Below are 17,252 nucleotides of genomic sequence, written 5' to 3' on the forward strand. Positions count from 1 at the left end.
TCGCCGCCTCAGCTCGCCTCGGCGGTGCGCGGCGCCGGGGGGCCCAGATGCGGGGCCAGCCAGGTGGGGACGCCGCCGAGGAGCCGGAACAGCCGGCCCGCCTCGGCGCGCAGCCGCGCCGCCTCGGGCTCCTCCTCCGCCTCGGCGAGGGAGATCAGCGCCGGGGCCGTACCGACCAGGAACCCCAGCTCCTCCCGGATCCGCAGCGACTCCGCGAAGCCGTGCCGGGCCTCGGTCAGCTCTCCCTCGCGCAGGGCGAGCGCCGCCAGATGCCGCCAGGTGGACGACAGCAGCAGCTCGTCGCCCCGGGCCACCGCGCCAGCGTGGGCCCGGCGGAACGCGGCTCGCGCCGACTGTGGCGACTCCGCGATGTTCTGGGCGATCAGCCCGCGCCGGAAGTCCAGCAGCGGCCGGGCCGGGGACGCGGGCGCCAGCAGCGCCGCCGACCGGCTGAGCGCCACGCTCGCCTCGTCGGCCCGGTCCCGTACCGCCAGGAGGGTCGAGGCGTACGCCAGATGGCCCCGTTCGGAAGCGGCCGACCCGCGCTCGTCGTCGCTGCGGGCGACGGCCTCCGCCGTGCGCAGGGCGTCCTCGGCGTCGGTCCAGCCCGCTCCGGTGTAGAGGCACCGCTCGGTCAGCAGCGCGGTGCGCTGGAGAGCGGCGGCCGGATCGGTGCTCGCGTCGTGCTCCAGCAGTGCGGCCGCGTCCGTCCAGCAGGCGCGTGAGCGCAGCCGCCATACCGCGGTCTGGAGCGGCGGATCGTCATCTGCTGTCGTTCCGGAACCAGACATGGCGGTATGCGCCACATTGCCCTCCCCGAGCGCGCCATTGTGCTGTTGGGTACGGCGCATCTCAGCACGGATTGGCACGCCGGGCCAAGGGGTCCGGGCAATGTCAGGTGAAAGATTTCACAATCGGCCGGAGCGCGACGGTGCCCTCCCGGGCCCCGGGCGCGGCCGGAAGATCAGCTCATGCGCAGGGCGAGGAAGAAGTCGAGCTTGTCCTCCAGGCGCGAAAGATCACGCCCCGTCAACTGCTCGATCCGCCCGACGCGATAGCGCAACGTGTTGACGTGCAGGTGCAGCCGGGCCGCGCAGCGGGTCCAGGATCCGTCGCAGTCCAGGAAGGCCTCCAGCGTCTCGATCAGCTCCGCCCGGTGGCGCCGGTCGTATTCGCGCAGCGGGTCCAGCAGCCGGGCGGTGAAGGCGCGCCGGACGTCGTCGGGGACGAACGGCAGCAGCAGCACGTGCGAGGCCAGCTCGTGGTGGCCGGCCGCGCAGACCCGCCCCGGACGGGCCGCGGCCACCCGGCGGGCGTGCCGGGCCTCCTCCAGGGCGCCGCGCAGCCCTTCGGCGGAATGCACGGCGGCGCTGACACCCAGTGTCAGCCGGCCGTCGTCGGCGAGTCCCGCGGAGAGCGGTTCGCGCACGGAGGCGAGCAGCGCGTCGGCGTGCAGTCCGGGCTCCGCGTCGAGGGCGTCGGCGTCCTTGGCGCCCGCCCGCGCGGCATCGCCCGAATCGCCCTCCCCGGACTCCGCGGCCACGGTGGTGGGCGCGGGCAGCGGCACCAGGGCGATGGCCTCCTCACCCGTGTGGGCGACGGCGATCCGGTCGGCCGAGTCGGGGCCGCCGACCGCCGGGTCGACGAGGATCTCCTCCAGGAGCGCCTGGGCCACCGGGCCGCTCGCGATGTCGCCCGCGGCGACCGGCTGGCCCCCGGCGCTCCAGTCGACCCGGGCCACCACGACCTGCCACTGCGGGGCCAGGCCGAGGCCGGGCAGCAGGACCGGTGCGGCGACTCGCAGCCTGGCCGCGATCTCGGCCGGGGCGGCGCTCGCCTGGACCAGCTCCAGCACCTCCTGGGCGAGCCTGCGGCGTACCGTGCGGGCCGCGTCGCGACGGTCGCGTTCGACCGCGATCAGCTGGGTGACGCCCTGGAGCAGATCGAGCCGCGCGGCGGGCCAGTCCGAGGCGTCGGCCTCTACCGCCAGCAGCCAGTCGGAGAGCACCGACTCCCGTACGTCGCGGGCGGCGGGCATCGCGCCCCGGCCGGTGTTCCGGATCGGGAAGAGCGAATACGTCGTACCGGCGACCGCCGCCCGGTGCGGACCCCGGCGGCCGGTGCGGGTCGCGGCCAGGTGGTGCCCGGCCAGCGCCGCGCCCAGCGGCCCGGGCAGCGGGGCGCCCGCCCCGGCGATCTGGCGGCCGGTCGGGGAGAGGACCCACGCCCGCAGGTCCAGGTCGGAGGTGAGCAGGTCCAGGACGACCTCGGGGCCGCCGCCCGCCGGGCCGGAGGTCATCAGCCGCCGGTGCCGGTCCACCACGGCCGCCAGATCGCCTGCCCGCTCGCCGGATACCTGGCGTACGACGTACTCGGTGATTGTTGCGAAAGCAACGGTCTCATGCACGGCGAAGAGAGGGAGGCGGTGTTGCCGGCACGCCTCGACCAGATCGGCGGGGATGTCGCCGAGCTCCGCCTCGCCCGCCGCGAGACCGGCCACCCCGGCGCCCGCCAGGATCCGGACGAACGGCTCGGAGTCCGCCGCGTCCCGGCGCCAGGCGAGGCCCGTGAGCACCAGCTCCCCGCCGGAGAGGTAGCGGCTGGGATCGCGCAGGTCGGTCGTCATGACGCCCCGGACCGAGCGGTCCAGCTCGTCCTCGCCGCCGAGCAGCCGCAGGCCCAGCGCGTCGGTCTCCAGCAGTGCGCGCAGCCGCATCTCGTCGCCGCCGATCTTTCCGTAGGGGGAGCAGGTGAAGTTCGTGAAGGAGCAGGTCAAGGTGGAAGTGGGTGAAGGAGGCCGCCCGGTGGGGGGACCGTGGGACGAACGGGTATCTGTCGATTGCGGCGAGGTTACTGAATCCCGCCATTCGTTCGAATCTACAAGACGAGGGCGGACACCAGCCAACTCCTTCAGTGGTTCGGTGACTGCACCGCCAGGAGCGGGGCTTGTGTACTGGGCCACACACCACGTGAACACCATATGAACGAGCCAGTCGAGGGCCGGCCGTCCCCAGCCCCAGCGAACGACCCGATTGAGAAGAAGAGAGCCACTCATGGACTTCCTTCGCCCCGCCAGCTGGGAGGAGGCGCTCGCCGCCAAGGCCGAGCACCCCACAGCTGTGCCCATCGCGGGCGGCACCGATGTGATGGTCGAGATCAACTTCGACCACCGGCGGCCCGAGTACCTCCTGGACCTGAACCGCATCGGTGAGCTGTCCGAGTGGGAGGTGGGCCAGGAGAGCGTGCGGCTCGGCGCCTCCGTGCCGTACAGCAGCATCATGGAACACCTGCGCGCCGAGCTGCCCGGCCTGGCGCTCGCCTCGCACACCGTCGCCTCCCCGCAGATCCGCAACCGCGGTGGCGTCGGCGGCAACCTCGGCACCGCCTCGCCGGCCGGTGACGCCCACCCGGCCCTGCTCGCGGCCGACTGCGAGGTCGAGGCCGAATCCGTACGCGGAACGCGGCTGATTCCCATCGACGCTTTCTACACAGGGGTCAAGCGCAACGCCCTGGAGCCCGACGAGCTGATCCGCGCCGTGCACATCAAGAAGGCCGACGGACCCCAGCAGTACTCCAAGGTCGGCACCCGCAACGCCATGGTCATCGCCGTGTGCGCGTTCGGTATCGCCCTGCACCCCGAGACCCGCACCGTGCGCACCGGCATCGGCTCCGCCGCCCCGACGCCCGTCCGGGCCAAGGAAGCAGAGGAGTTCCTGAACGCCGCGCTCGAAGAGGGCGGGTTCTGGGAGAACGGAAAGATCATCACCCCCGCGATCGCCAAGCAGTTCGCCGCCCTCGCGTCCGGCGCCTGCAACCCGATCGACGACGTGCGCGGCACGGCGAAGTACCGCAGGCACGCGGTCGGCATCATGGCCCGCCGCACGCTCGGCTGGACCTGGGAGCAGTACCGCGGCGCGGGCCGCACGCTGGAAGGAGCTGCGTAACCATGCGAGTCAATTTCACGGTCAACGGCCGTCAGCAGGAAGCCGACGACGTGTGGGAGGGCGAGTCCCTCCTGTACGTCCTGCGTGAGCGCATGGGCCTGCCCGGCTCCAAGAACGCCTGCGAGCAGGGCGAGTGCGGTTCCTGCACCGTCCGCCTGGACGGCGTCCCGGTCTGCGCGTGCCTCGTCGCCGCCGGCCAGGTCCAGGACCGCGAGGTCGTCACCGTCGAGGGACTGGCCGACTACGCCAAGCACCGCGAGGACGCCCACCCCGGGGGCGGCTGCGCCGCCGGATCCTGCGGCACCACCCTGGACGCCGCCAAGCGCTGGCAGTCCAAGCCCACCGACGGCCAGACCGGCGAGGCCGTCGAACTCTCCCCGATCCAGCAGGCGTTCATCGACGCCGGAGCCGTCCAGTGCGGCTTCTGCACCCCCGGCCTGCTGGTCGCCGCCGACGAGCTGCTGGAGAACACTCCCTCGCCGTCCGACCAGGACATCCGTGAGGCGCTCTCCGGCAACCTCTGCCGCTGCACCGGCTACGAGAAGATCCTCGACGCGGTCCGCCTCGCGGCCGCCCGCCAGGAAGAGGCGGTCCAGTCATGACGACGACACCCAAGGCCCGGACCGTACCGGCCGGCACCCCCACCAAGATCACCCAGGGTTCGCCCACCAGGGGCGGCATCGGCGAGTCCACGCTCCGCCCCGACGGCACCCTCAAGGTCACCGGAGAGTTCGCCTACTCCTCCGACATGTGGCACGAGGACATGCTGTGGGGCCAGACGCTGCGCTCCACCGTCGCGCACGCCGAGATCGTCTCCATCGACACCTCCGAGGCGCTCGCGACGTCCGGCGTCTACGCCGTGATGACCTACGACGACCTGCCCGCCGAGATGAAGAACTACGGCCTGGAGATCCAGGACACCCCGGTTCTCGCCCACGGCAAGGTCCGTCACCACGGTGAGCCGGTCGCCATCGTGGCCGCCGACCACCCGGAGACCGCGCGCCGCGCCGCCGCCAAGATCAGAATCGAGTACCGCGAGCTGCCCCTCGTCACCGACGAGGCCTCGGCGACCGCTCCCGACGCCGTGCTCGTGCACGAGGGACGCGACGACCACCACATCGGCCATGTCCCGCACCCCAACATCGTGCACCGCCAGCCGATCATCCGCGGCGACGCCGACGAGGCCGCGAAGCGGGCCGACGTCATCGTCACCGGCGACTACACCTTCGGCATGCAGGACCAGGCCTTCCTCGGCCCCGAGTCCGGCCTCGCGGTGCCCTCCGAGGACGGCGGCGTCGAGCTGTACGTCGCCACCCAGTGGCTGCACTCGGACCTCGGCCAGATCGCCCCCGTCCTCGGCCTGCCCGAGGAGAAGGTCCGCATGACGCTCTCCGGCGTCGGCGGGGCCTTCGGCGGCCGCGAGGACATCTCGATGCAGATCCACGCCTGCCTGCTGGCGCTCCGCACCGGCAAGCCGGTGAAGATCGTCTACAACCGGTTCGAGTCCTTCTTCGGACACGTCCACCGGCACCCGGCGAAGCTCCACTACGAGCACGGCGCCACCAAGGACGGCAAGCTCACACACATGAAGTGCCGCATCGTCCTGGACGGCGGGGCCTACGCCTCCGCCTCCCCGGCGGTCGTCGGCAACGCCTCCTCGCTCTCGGTCGGCCCGTACGTCATCGAGGACGTCGACATCGAGGCGATCGCGCTCTACACCAACAACCCGCCCTGCGGAGCGATGCGCGGCTTCGGCGCGGTCCAGGCGTGCTTCGCCTACGAGGCGCAGATGGACAAGCTCGCCGCGAAGCTGGACATGGACCCGGTGGAGTTCCGGCAGCTCAACGCCATGGAACAGGGCACCCTGCTGCCCACCGGACAGCCCTGCGACTCGCCGGCCCCGGTCGCCGAACTGCTCCGCCGGGTCAAGTCCCGGCCGCTGCCGCCCGAGCAGCAGTGGCTGGCGGCGGGCAGCGAGGGCACCTCCGTCGACGTCCGCGCGCTGCCGGGCGGGCTCTCCAACACCACCCACGGCGAAGGCGTCGTGCGGGGTGTCGGCTACGCGGTCGGCCTGAAGAACGTCGGCTTCTCCGAAGGCTTCGACGACTACTCCACCGCCCGGGTCCGGATGGAGGTCATCAACGGCGAACCGGTCGCGACCGTACACACCGCGATGGCCGAGGTCGGCCAGGGCGGCGTCACCGTCCACGCCCAGATCGCCCGTACCGAACTCGGCGTCAACCAGGTCACCATCCACCCCGCCGACACCCGGGTCGGCTCCGCCGGATCCACCTCCGCCTCCCGCCAGACGTACGTCACCGGCGGCGCGGTCAAGAACTCCTGCGAAGCCGTACGGGAGAAGGTCCTGGAGCTGGGACGCACCAAGTTCGGCACCTACCACCCGGCCTGGGCCACCGCCGAACTCCTCCTGGAGGGCGGCAAGGTCGTCACCGACGGCGGCGAGGTGCTGGCCGATCTCGCCGACGTCCTGGAGGACGAGGCGATCGACATCGAGCTGGAGTGGCGCCACCGGCCCACCGAGGCGTTCGACCTGCGCACCGGACAGGGCAACGGCCACGTCCAGTACTCCTTCGCCGCGCACCGCGCGGTCGTCGAGGTCGACACCGAGCTGGGCCTGGTCAAGGTCATCGAACTGGCCTGCGCCCAGGACGTCGGCAAGGCGCTCAACCCGCTCTCCGTCCTCGGCCAGATCCAGGGCGGCACCCTCCAGGGCATGGGGGTCGCCGTGATGGAGGAGATCATCGTCGATCCGAAGACCGCGAAGGTGCGCAACCCGTCCTTCACGGACTACCTCCTGCCCACCATCCTCGACACGCCGACGATCCCGGTCGACGTGCTCGAACTCGCCGACGAGAACGCCCCGTACGGGCTTCGCGGCATCGGCGAGGCCCCCACCCTGTCGTCCACCCCGGCCGTCCTCGCGGCGATCCGGAACGCGACGGGTCTCGAGCTCAACAGGACGCCGGTGCGGCCCGAACACCTCACCAGCACCTGAGAGCCCGCCGGGCGATCTCCCACCGGTCGTCGCCCGGCAGCCTTCCAGGACCTGTCGTCACTCTCCCGCCTGCCGGGCGACGACAGGCTCTGGCGGCCCCCCCCGAACTCTCCGGGCGGTGCGCAACGCCGAGAACGTCACACTTTTCCGCACCCGCACCGCCCGGAGGACCCGAGTACCGCACCGCTCGCGGTTCTTCGCCGTGCCGAGGCACGGCATCGCCCCACGTGCCATCCGTGCCGCCGGCACATCCGTTCTGCCTCACAGTCCGTCCCGGCCGTCCCCGGGTCGTGCAGCCGACGCAGTCATCCCAAATCCCGCATTCAGGAATCTCCAAGCGGGTGCCCCTGTGAACCTTGGGAGTCAGGCATCATGACCCAGCAGTCAGTGGAACCGAAGACCAGTCCGGAAGGCGCGGGCCCCGGCTCGCGCGTCCCCGCCGGAAGATCATGGCTCGACCGGTACTTCCACATATCCGAACGAGGATCCACGGTCGCGCGCGAGGTGCGCGGCGGCGTCACGACCTTCATGGCCATGGCGTACATCCTTCTGCTCAACCCGATCATCCTCGGCGGGGAGGACGTCAACGGCAACCTCCTCAGCCAGCCCGGCCTGATCACCGCGACCGCCTTCGCGGCGGCGGCGACGACCCTGCTCATGGGCTTCGTCGGCAAGGTGCCCCTGGCGCTCGCCGCGGGGCTCAGCGTCTCCGGTGTGCTCGCCTCGCAGGTCGCGCCCAACATGACCTGGCCGCAGGCCATGGGCATGTGTGTGATCTACGGTGTGGTGATCTGCCTCCTGGTGGTCACCGGCCTCCGCGAGCTGATCATGAACGCGATCCCGCTCGCGCTCAAGCACGGCATCACCATGGGCATCGGGCTCTTCATCGCCCTCATCGGCCTCTACAAGGCCGGATTCGTCCACCAGGGCGAGGCGACCCCCGTCTCCCTCGGCCCGGCCGGTGAACTCGCGGGCTGGCCCGTCCTCATCTTCTCCGTGACCCTGCTGCTCATCTTCATGCTCCAGGCGCGCAACATCCCCGGCGCGATCCTCATCGGCATCGCCGTCGGCACCGTGGTCGCGATCATCATCAACGCGATCGTCGACATCGACCCCAAGACGTGGAGCAGCGGTCCGCCGGAGCTGGAGGGCAGCGCGGTCTCCGCCCCCGACTTCTCGCTCTTCGGGAACGTCGAGTTCGGCGGCTGGGGCGACGTCGGTGTGATGACGGTCGGCATGATCGTCTTCACCCTGGTGCTGGCCGGCTTCTTCGACGCGATGGCCACCATCATCGGCGTCGGCACCGAGGCCAAGCTCGCCGACGACAAGGGCCGCATGCCGGGCCTGTCCAAGGCGCTGTTCATCGACGGCGCCGGCGGCGTCATCGGCGGTGTCGCCTCGGGCTCCGGCCAGACGGTCTTCGTGGAGTCGGCGACCGGAGTCGGCGAAGGGGCCCGGACCGGGCTCGCCTCCGCCGTCACCGGCCTCTTCTTCGCCGCCTGCCTCTTCTTCACCCCGCTCACCTCGATCGTGCCGACCGAGGTGGCCTCCGCCGCCCTCGTCGTCATCGGCGCGATGATGATGCAGAACGCCCGGCACGTCGACTGGAGCGACCGCTCGGTCGCCATCCCGGTCTTCCTGACCGTGGTCCTGATGCCCTTCACGTACACCATCACCACCGGTGTCGCCGCGGGTGTCATCGCGTACAGCGCCATCAAGCTCGCCCAGGGCCGGGCCCGCGAGGTCGGGGCCTTCATGTGGGGGCTGACGGTGATCTTCATCGTCTTCTTCGCCCTCAACCCGATCGAGAGCTGGCTGGGCGTCCACTGACGCCCGGGCCCCCCTCCCGCCTAAGGAGACACGCCATGCTGGACATCGCCGAAGAGCTGCACCGGTGGGTGTCGCGGGGACGCGAGTTCGCCGTCGCCACCGTCGTGGCGGTCGGCGGCAGCGCGCCCCGGCAGCCAGGAGCCGCCCTCGCGGTCGACCGCGACGGCACGGCCCTCGGTTCGGTGTCCGGCGGCTGCGTGGAGGGGGCGGTGTACGAACTGTGCCAACAGGCGCTGGACGACGGGAAATCCGTCCGCGAGCGCTTCGGCTACAGCGACGAGGACGCCTTCGCGGTCGGTCTGACCTGCGGCGGCGTCATCGACATCCTGGTGACACCGGTACGCAACGACGACCCCGCCCGCCCGGTGTTCGCCGCCGCGCTCGCGGCCGCCGCGGAGGGGACGGCGGCCGCGCTGGCGCGGGTCACGGACGGACCCGGGGAACTGCTCGGGCTCCCGCTCCTGGTCCGCGCCGACGGCGGTCACATGGGCGGGCTCGGCGGCCACCCGGCGCTCGACCGGACCGCCGCCGCCGAGGCCCGCGCCCTGCTGGACGCGGGCCGCACCGGACCGCTCGCCATCGGCGCGGAGGGCTCCCGCTGCGGCCGGCCCATCGAGCTGCTGGTCGAGTCCAGCGTCCCGCCGCCCCGCATGATCGTGTTCGGCGCCATCGACTTCGCCGCGGCGCTGGTCCGCGCCGGGAAGTTCCTCGGCTACCGGGTCACCGTCTGCGACGCCCGCCCGGTCTTCGCCACCGCGGCCCGCTTCCCCGAGGCCGACGAGATCGTCGTCGACTGGCCCCACCGCTACCTCGCCGGAACCGCGACCGACGCGCGTACGGTGCTCTGCGTCCTCACCCACGACGCCAAGTTCGACATCCCGCTGCTGGATGCCGCCCTGCGCCTCCCGGTCGCCTACGTCGGCGCGATGGGCTCCCGCCGCACCCACCTGGACCGCAACGACCGGCTGCGCGAGGTCGGCCTCACCGACCGTGAACTGGCGCGGCTGCACTCGCCGATCGGCCTCGACCTGGGCGCGCGTACGCCGGAGGAGACGGCCCTGTCCATCGCCGCCGAGATCGTCGCGGTCCGGCGCGGCGGCAGCGGCGTACCGCTCACCGGGGCCCATACCCCCATTCATCACGACAGCAGCGGACAGCCGCTCGCCTCGGTGGCCTGAAACGTCCGTCAACAGCCTGTCCACCTCGGGCGGGTTACCGCCACGGCGGTTTCCCGCCCGCCCGCAACGCAGCGGTCGCCCCGGATTTGCCGGTAGATCAGCTGCATGACTTCTTCCCCCTCCTCCGTTCCCGGCCGGGCGAGATCCGCCCGCCCAGGACGCAGAGCCCTGCTCCTGGCGACCTCGGCGGCCCTGATGGGCGGCATGCTGGTCCCCTTCGCCGGCACCGCGGGCGCCGCCCCCACACCCCGCTCCGAGACCCCGCGCTCCGAGGTACGCACCGAGAGCCACACCGTCACCCTGATCACCGGTGACGTCGTGCGCTACGTGGACGGCCCCGGCGACCAGGACACCGTCACCGTGGACCGCCCCGACGGCGCGAGCGGCGGCGTCCGCATCCAGCAGGCGGGCGAGGACGTGTACGTCCTGCCCGACGAGGCCACCGCGCTGATCGCGGCGGGCACCCTGGACCGGAGGCTGTTCAACGTCTCGGCCCTGGTGCGGATGGGATACGACGACGAGGGCACCGGCTCCGTCCCGCTGATCGCCACCTACCTGCCCGCGCGGGCCAAGGCGCTGCCAGCCGCCCCGCGCGGCGCGAAGAAGGTCCACACCCTCCGATCCGTCAATGGGGCCGCGCTCTCGGCCGACAAGAACGACGCGCGGACGTTCTGGAGCGCCATCACCGGTGCGGACAAGGCCCGTTCACTCGACGGCGGGATCGCGAAGCTCTGGCTGGACGGCCGCTCCGAGGCGCTGCTGACCGAGTCGGTGCCGCAGGTGGGCGCCCCGCAGGCATGGGCCGACGGCTTCGACGGCAAGGGCGCCAAGATCGCCGTCCTGGACACCGGCATCGATGTCGACCACCCGGACGTCAAGGACCGCGTCGTCGGCGCCCGCAGCTTCGTCCCGGGCGAGGAGGTCGACGACAAGAACGGTCACGGCACGCACGTCGCCTCCACCATCGCCGGGTCCGGCGCCGCCTCCGAGGGCGCCAACAAGGGCGTCGCCCCGGCGGCCGACCTGCTCGTCGGCAAGGTCCTCGGCGACGAGGGCTCCGGCGCGGACTCCGGGATCATCGAGGCCATGGAGTGGGCCAAGGCCGAAGGAGCCGACGTCGTCTCCATGAGTCTCGGCTCCCCGGTGCCCGACGACGGCACGGACCCGATGTCCCAGGCGGTGAACTCCCTCTCGGCGGACGGAGGTCCGCTGTTCGTGATCGCGGCGGGCAACGCGTACGGGGCGGGCACCATCGGCTCGCCCGGCTCGGCGGAGCAGGCGCTCACCATCGCCGCCGTCGACAAGCAGGACGGCCGCGCCGACTTCTCCTCGATGGGCCCGCTGGTCCGCTCGCACGGCCTGAAGCCCGATCTGTCGGCCCCCGGCGTCGACATCAACGCCGCCGCCTCGCAGTCCGTCCCCGGCATCGAGGGCATGTACCAGTCGATGTCCGGGACGTCGATGGCCACGCCCCATGTCGCGGGCGCGGCGGCGATCCTGAAGCAGCGTCACCCCGACTGGTCCGGTCAGCGCATCAAGGACGCGCTGATGGCCTCGTCCAAGAAGCTCGACGCGTACACCCCGTACGAGCAGGGCACCGGCCGGCTGGATGTGAAGGCGGCGATCGACACGACGATCGAGGCCACCGGCTCGGTCCAGGTGGCCTCCTACGACTGGCCGCACAGCCCGTCCGACCAGGTCGCCGAGCGCACCATCACCTACCGCAACGCGGGTGACACGGACGTCACGCTGAACCTGGCCACCGACACGGACGAGGCGGCGTACACGCTGTCCACCGACACGCTGACCGTCCCGGCCGGGGGCACCGCCGAGGCGGTCCTCTCTCTCGACCCGGCCAAGGTCGCCAACGACACCACCTTCTCCGGCCAGGTCGTCGCGACCGACGCGGCGGGCGCGACGGTCGCGCACACCGGCTTCGCGCTCACCAAGGAGAAGGAGCTGCACGACCTGACGGTGAAGCTCCGCGACCGCTCGGGCAAGCCGATGGACGGCACCGTCGTCCTCGCCGAACTGGGCGACACGGAGCTCGGCCTCGTCCAGGTCAGCGGCGGCGAGACCACGCTGCGCCTGCCGCCCGGCAACTACACCGCCTGGGCCACCGTGGACATCGACGGTGACCGCTCCGACTCCAGGGCCGTCGCCTTCCTCGCGGCCCCCGAGACGATCCTGACCGGCTCCACCACCGTCACCCTCGACGCCTCCAAGGCCCGCAGGATCGACGTGCGCACACCGAAGGAGACCGAGACCCGCCAGCTCCGCTACGACATGGCGCGCACCGCCCCGGACGGCACCGTCCAGCGTGACGCGTTCCAGATACCGCTGACGTACGACCAGCTGTGGGCGAGCCCCACCAAGAAGGTCACCCAGGGCAGCTTCAGCTTCCTGACCCGCTGGCGTCAGGGCGAGGAGCTGATCGACGTCGAGGCCGACGGCCGTGACGTGCCGGTCTTCGTCCAGGGCGGCGCGGCGGTCGCCGAGGACCGCAGGCAGAAGCTGAACGCGGTGTACGCGGGCAAGGGCGCACCGGCCGACTACCGGGGTGTGGACGCGCGCGGCAAGGCGGTCGTCATCACCCGCAGCGCCGACGTCGCTCCCGCCGAACGCCTCGCGGCCGCGCTGGCGGCCGGGGCCGAGGCCCTGTTCGTCGTCAACGACGAGCGTGGCGTGGCGATGGAGAGCTACACCCCGTACGGCGAGGAGACCACGATTCCCGTCGCGTCCGTCCAGAAGTCCGCGGGCGAGAGCCTGATCAGGGCGGCGCAGCGCGGCAAGAAGGTCCAGGTCGACCAGAAGAAGTTCGCGGACTACGTGTACGACCTGGTGGACCGCCACGACGGCACGATCCCGGACCGTTCGCTGGCCTTCGCGCCCTCGACCCGTCAGCTCGCGAAGGTGGAGAACACCTTCTACGGCCACAGGAAGACGCTCGGCGGCGGCTACCGCTACGACATCCCGGACTACGGGCCCGGCCTCGGCTTCGAGGAGTACGAGCAGTTCCCGGACGTCCGCACCGAATGGGTCAACCCGCTGCCGGGCGACTCCTTCTGGTACGAGAACCACTCCGTCCTCAACGCGGAGCAGTCGGACCGGGCGCACGAGATGCGCAGCGCCGAGCTGGACTACCGGGCGGGCAAGGACTACCGCGCCGAGTGGTTCGCCCCGGTGGTCCGCCCCCGTCTCGGCACCGCCTACTGGGGTCCCTTCCGCACGGTCCACAACGACGTCCAGTTCAACATCACCCCGTGGACGGACGCGGGCGCGGGCCACTCCGGCTCGATGCCCGAGAACGAGTACGACACCACCTCCTACGCCGTCCACCAGGGCGACAAGGAGCTGAAGAAGGGCGTGGGCAGGGCCGGATTCGTCTGGGACCTCCCCGCCGAGAAGCTCCCGTACCGCCTGGTCATCGACTCGCGGCGGGACGCGGAGACCTGGAAGACGTCGACCCGCACCCACTCCGAGTGGGGTTTCGTCTCCGGCGCCCTGGAGCCGGGCGGCCCGCAGCAGGCCGACATCCCGATGCTTCAGCTGGACTACGCCGTCGACACCGACCTGGCGGGCGACGTCCGGGCCGGCCGCACCACGGAGATCGGCCTCTCCTCCACCACCCAGGAGTGGCTGCCGGGCGCGGTGAAGGCGGACAAGGCCTCGCTGTCGGTCAGTTACGACGACGGCGAGCACTGGTCGAAGGTGGACCTCCGCAAGAAGAGGACCGGCGAGTGGACGGCCACCTTCCGCACCCCGTCGAAGGGCGCGACCTCGGTCTCGCTCAAGGCGCACGCGGAGGGCCCCGGCGGGCTCGTCGTCGACCAGGAGATCATCCGGGCCTTCGGCCTGAAGTGACCTGCTGACGTGGTCCCGCACTCCCTCGGGGGGCGCGGGACCACGTGCGTCAGCCTCCGGCCGGACCGGCGGCGGGTGTCCGTCCGAACCGGGCCAGCAGATGCCAGACCCGCTTCAGGTCCTGTGCGTCATGCCGCCCGGACCGCACCGCGTCTCCGATGATCCGGGCGTCCAGCCACCCGTCGACCGCCAGGGCCGAACCGAGGGCGACGAACTCCGGCCCGCGGTAGCCGGGATGGATCCGCAGCTCCTCGACGCAGAGACGGAATCCGGGGTGCCACTCGACGGGGCACGGCAGCAGGCGGGCCGCCGCCTCCACCGCTGTCCCCCGGTACACCGGGTCGAGCACGAGCGCCGCCACGTCCCGGTCCAGCCGGACCGGGGCGTGGAGCTGCGCCTCGATGTAGTCGTCCAGGGCGTCACGGCGGTCCGCCGCCGCCAGCTCGACGAGCCCCGACATCCGGGCCGCGACGCCGAAGTGCGCGGGCTCGGCGGCGCTGTCCGGGTAGCAGAAGGTGGCCGAGCCGAGGACGTCCGCCACCAGCCTGAAGTGTGCGGAGCCGAAGCGGGGAGCGGCGCCGTAGGGAGAGCGGTGGACGTCCAGCGCCCCGTAGACGGGCCGCTCCGCGGGCCCGGCCCGGTCGTACGCGCCTGCGAAGATCCGGCTCTCCCAGCGCCACCGGTCGCCGCCGGGGTGCGCGGTCAGCCCGCCGTTGCCGGTGCCGGTCACGAACTGGGAGACGTACAGACCGTCCTCGCGCAGCCGTCCGAGGATCGGCCGCCCCGCCACCGCCCGGTCGGGGTGGAAGTTCAGGGTGACGCACGGCCCGGCGTCCAGGGGCGCGCCGGAGGACAGCGAGGTGACGTGCTCCAGTGCCCGCGTTCGGGCAGAAGTGACCGGGATATCGACGTTCATCGTGACAGTGTGACCGCGCGGCGTCGCGGGAGCACCTGAATACCTCCGCCCCGCCCGTGCGGTTGGATATGACCATGAGCGTTCACGACGTGGCCCGCGGGCTGCCGGGCATATCCGCCCTCACCGATCTCTGTCGTTCCCTGGCGATGCTCGACGCGATCCTGTGTCCCGAGTGGGACCACCGCTGGCACAGCTTCGACGCGCGGTGGTCGCCGACGGAGACGATGGCCTCGATGCGGGACGGGTCGGGCGGGGAGTACTCCGTGGTCTTCTCCGCGGACGGGGCGTACGCGCGCGGCTTCGACCACGAGTCGCCGATGAGCCCGTACGTGGACGACGGCCCCTGGCCCGGGGTGCTCGACGAGGTGCCCGCCGTGTTCCGCCGCTACGTCGACGAGCCGTTGTTCACCGACGAGTTCGGCGTGCCCGTCGTCACCGCCTGCCTCTGGCGCGCGAGCGACGACGACCGCTGGCGGGCCGGAGCCATCGAGTTCCCCGAGGACGGAGAGGACTCCGACGGGGCCGACTGGCTCTTCCAGCTCCTCCTCACGGGCACTCCCGAGTCCTACCAGGAGTGGGCCGAGGACCATTTCGAGGTCTCCGTCGATATCGAAGCCGTGCGTCACGTCTATGCGCTGCGACCGCTGACCGACGAGGTGATCGCCGCCCTCGCCCCCGAGCGGGTCCCCGCCGAACTGGCCGCGGACGTCCAGGAGATCGGGTATCCGGTCGGCCCGGGGGAGTAGCCCGCGCCCCGGACGCCGTGCGCCTCCGTGCCCGCGGCGCCGCGGTCGGTCCGCCTCCGGGGCCGCCGGGGCGCGGTGGGCCCCCGGCGGCCCCGGCGCCCGGCGGTCCCGGGCGGGCCCCTCCGGAGTCGGAGAGGGCCCGCCCGGGGCCGCGCTCACTTCCCGCTCTGCAACGCCTCCCATGTGGCCGGGCCCACCTGGCCGTCGACCGAGAGCTTGCGGCTGGTCTGGTAGCTGCGCACCGCCGTCTCCGTGGCCGGGCCGAAACTGCCGTCCACGCCGACGGTGGTGCCGAGCGCCGCCGTCAGGGACCGCTGGAGCCGCTTCACCGCGTCGCCCGAACCGCCCCGCGACAGCGCCGGGGTCGTGCCGGCCGACAGCAGGGCGGTCCAGGTCTTCGGGCCGACCGTTCCGTCGGCCTCCAGCGAGCGGGCCCGCTGGAACGCCTGCACCGCGCCCTTGGTGGTGGGTCCGAAGCTGCCGTCCGCCGCGCCCGCCTGGTGACCCTGGGCGTTGAGCAGCGTCTGCACGGCCTTGACCTGCGGGCCGGTGGAGCCGGACCGCTGGGTCGTGTACGTGGGGAAGGTCAGTCCGTCGCCGCCGCTGCCCGGGTCGCCGTCGATCAGCTCCATGTAGTGGTTCCAGTCCCAGTTGGGGCCGGGATCCGTGTGGTCGGCGCCGGGCGCCTCGCTGTGGCCGATGATGTGGGACCGGTTCTTCGGGATGCCGTACCGCGCAGCGAGGTGCTTCGTGAGCGCGGCGGAGGACCGGTACATCGCCTCCGTGTACCAGGCCGGGTTGTCGACGTAGCCCTCGTGCTCGATCCCGACGGACGAGGAGTTGGTGCTGCCGGCGTGCCAGGCGGTGTCCTTCTCCAGGACCGACTGGGTGACCTCACCGTCGGAGGAGCGGATCGTGTAGTGCGCGCTGACCTCGGAGGCCGGGTTCTGGTACCAGCTGATGGAACCGGCGTACGACCCCTGGGTGGTGTGGATGACCACCTTGTCGATGGCGGCCTTGCGGTCGACGACGAAGTTCCCGGAGTACGCGGGCACCCAGCGTGCCGAGGGGTAGTCCGGGCTCTGGGCGTAGACGTCGGACGCCGACACCGCGTGCTTGTCCGGGTCGACCGGCCGCGAGGGCACGAGGACCTCCTCGCCGCCGGGCGCCGTGGCGGACACGCCCTCGGCGAGGAACGTGAAGACCGCGTCCGCGTAGAGCGCGGCGGCGGGACCCTCGGCGGCGCTGTAGCGGGCCACCGCCGGATACCAGGAGTTCACGTCCCGGCGCTCTGCGGCGTCCAGGCCCAGCGCGTCGGCGTGGTCGCGCAGGACGGCCGCGCCGCCCAGGATGTTGGCCGTCGTGTCCCGGCGCAGCCGGGCCGCGCTCTCGCCGGTCAGTTCGGAGGCCTTCTCCAGGGAGCGGTTGGCCGGGTTGCTCGCCAGATGCATCACGCCGTAGCCGTTCGCCTGGCTGGGCGTGCCCGCGTGGCCGTCGAGACGGCTCTCGCCGTAGCCGACGGCGGCCAGCAGATCGCGCGGTACGCCGTACTCGTGCGCCGCTTCGGCGAACGCGCGGTTCATCGGGTCGGGCGTGTCCGCGTGCGGGGCGGCGGTCGCCGGGTGTCCGGTCGCGAGGAGGGCCGTGGCGGTGAGGGCCGCCACGGCACAGGCGCGGGCCCTGGTTCGGGCGGCGGTGCCAAGGGGCATGAGGGCTCCTGCTCAGTGGGGTGGGCGGAAGAGAAAAGCCCTCGGGCCC

At 72.2% G+C, this 17,252-nt stretch carries 11 protein-coding genes; 7 read left to right on the top strand and 4 right to left on the bottom strand.

Annotated elements, in window-relative coordinates:
- Positions 1–8: 8 nt before the first annotated feature.
- A complete protein-coding gene (locus tag ACIRJT_RS28940) occupies positions 9–791 on the bottom strand; it encodes a hypothetical protein (RefSeq protein ID WP_403914668.1) in 783 nt (260 codons plus the stop codon).
- Positions 792–964: 173 nt separating this feature from the next.
- Positions 965–2,716, bottom strand: coding sequence for a PucR family transcriptional regulator (locus tag ACIRJT_RS28945; RefSeq protein ID WP_403914899.1), 1,752 nt, complete (start codon positions 2,714–2,716; stop codon positions 965–967).
- Between the two features lie 337 nt (positions 2,717–3,053).
- On the opposite strand from ACIRJT_RS28945, the gene ACIRJT_RS28950 reads away from it, so the two are divergent.
- The 6 genes from ACIRJT_RS28950 to ACIRJT_RS28975 all read left to right on the top strand — a co-directional run bounded on the left by ACIRJT_RS28950 (position 3,054) and on the right by ACIRJT_RS28975 (position 13,832).
- Positions 3,054–3,944, top strand: a complete 891-nt coding sequence (locus ACIRJT_RS28950) for an FAD binding domain-containing protein (protein ID WP_403914670.1) — start codon at positions 3,054–3,056, stop codon at positions 3,942–3,944.
- A 2-nt stretch (positions 3,945–3,946) separates the two neighbouring features.
- A complete protein-coding gene (locus ACIRJT_RS28955; protein WP_403914673.1) occupies positions 3,947–4,546 on the top strand; it encodes a (2Fe-2S)-binding protein in 600 nt (199 codons plus the stop codon).
- On the top strand, positions 4,543–6,960 hold the full coding sequence (locus tag ACIRJT_RS28960; protein ID WP_403914676.1) for a xanthine dehydrogenase family protein molybdopterin-binding subunit: 2,418 nt from the start codon (positions 4,543–4,545) through the stop codon (positions 6,958–6,960). The genes ACIRJT_RS28955 and ACIRJT_RS28960 overlap by 4 nt, the downstream gene beginning before the upstream one ends.
- Before the next feature lie 372 nt (positions 6,961–7,332).
- Positions 7,333–8,790, top strand: a complete 1,458-nt coding sequence (locus ACIRJT_RS28965) for an NCS2 family permease (RefSeq protein ID WP_403914679.1) — start codon at positions 7,333–7,335, stop codon at positions 8,788–8,790.
- Between the two features lie 35 nt (positions 8,791–8,825).
- Positions 8,826–9,968: an XdhC family protein gene (locus tag ACIRJT_RS28970; protein ID WP_403914682.1), complete on the top strand. Its 1,143-nt coding sequence runs from the start codon at positions 8,826–8,828 to the stop codon at positions 9,966–9,968.
- A 204-nt stretch (positions 9,969–10,172) separates the two neighbouring features.
- Positions 10,173–13,832 (top strand): S8 family serine peptidase, encoded by a 3,660-nt coding sequence (locus ACIRJT_RS28975; protein WP_403914902.1) that lies wholly within the window; start codon positions 10,173–10,175, stop codon positions 13,830–13,832.
- A gap of 49 nt (positions 13,833–13,881) precedes the next feature.
- Here ACIRJT_RS28975 and ACIRJT_RS28980 read toward each other — a convergent pair whose 3' ends face one another.
- Positions 13,882–14,748, bottom strand: coding sequence for a DUF3626 domain-containing protein (locus ACIRJT_RS28980; protein ID WP_403914685.1), 867 nt, complete (start codon positions 14,746–14,748; stop codon positions 13,882–13,884).
- Positions 14,749–14,822: 74 nt separating this feature from the next.
- Here ACIRJT_RS28980 and ACIRJT_RS28985 point away from each other — a divergent pair, with 74 nt between their 5' ends.
- Positions 14,823–15,494, top strand: a complete 672-nt coding sequence (locus ACIRJT_RS28985; RefSeq protein ID WP_403914688.1) for a hypothetical protein — start codon at positions 14,823–14,825, stop codon at positions 15,492–15,494.
- 155 nt (positions 15,495–15,649) lie between these two features.
- Here the strand turns inward: ACIRJT_RS28985 and ACIRJT_RS28990 are convergent, their stop codons facing one another.
- Positions 15,650–17,203 carry a peptidoglycan-binding protein gene (locus tag ACIRJT_RS28990; protein ID WP_403914691.1) on the bottom strand — a complete coding sequence of 518 codons (1,554 nt, stop codon included), beginning with the start codon at positions 17,201–17,203 and terminating at the stop codon, positions 15,650–15,652.
- Positions 17,204–17,252: the final 49 nt, after the last annotated feature.

It is taken from the genome of Streptomyces sp. NPDC102283 (assembly GCF_044766265.1).
Classification (GTDB): domain Bacteria; phylum Actinomycetota; class Actinomycetes; order Streptomycetales; family Streptomycetaceae; genus Streptomyces.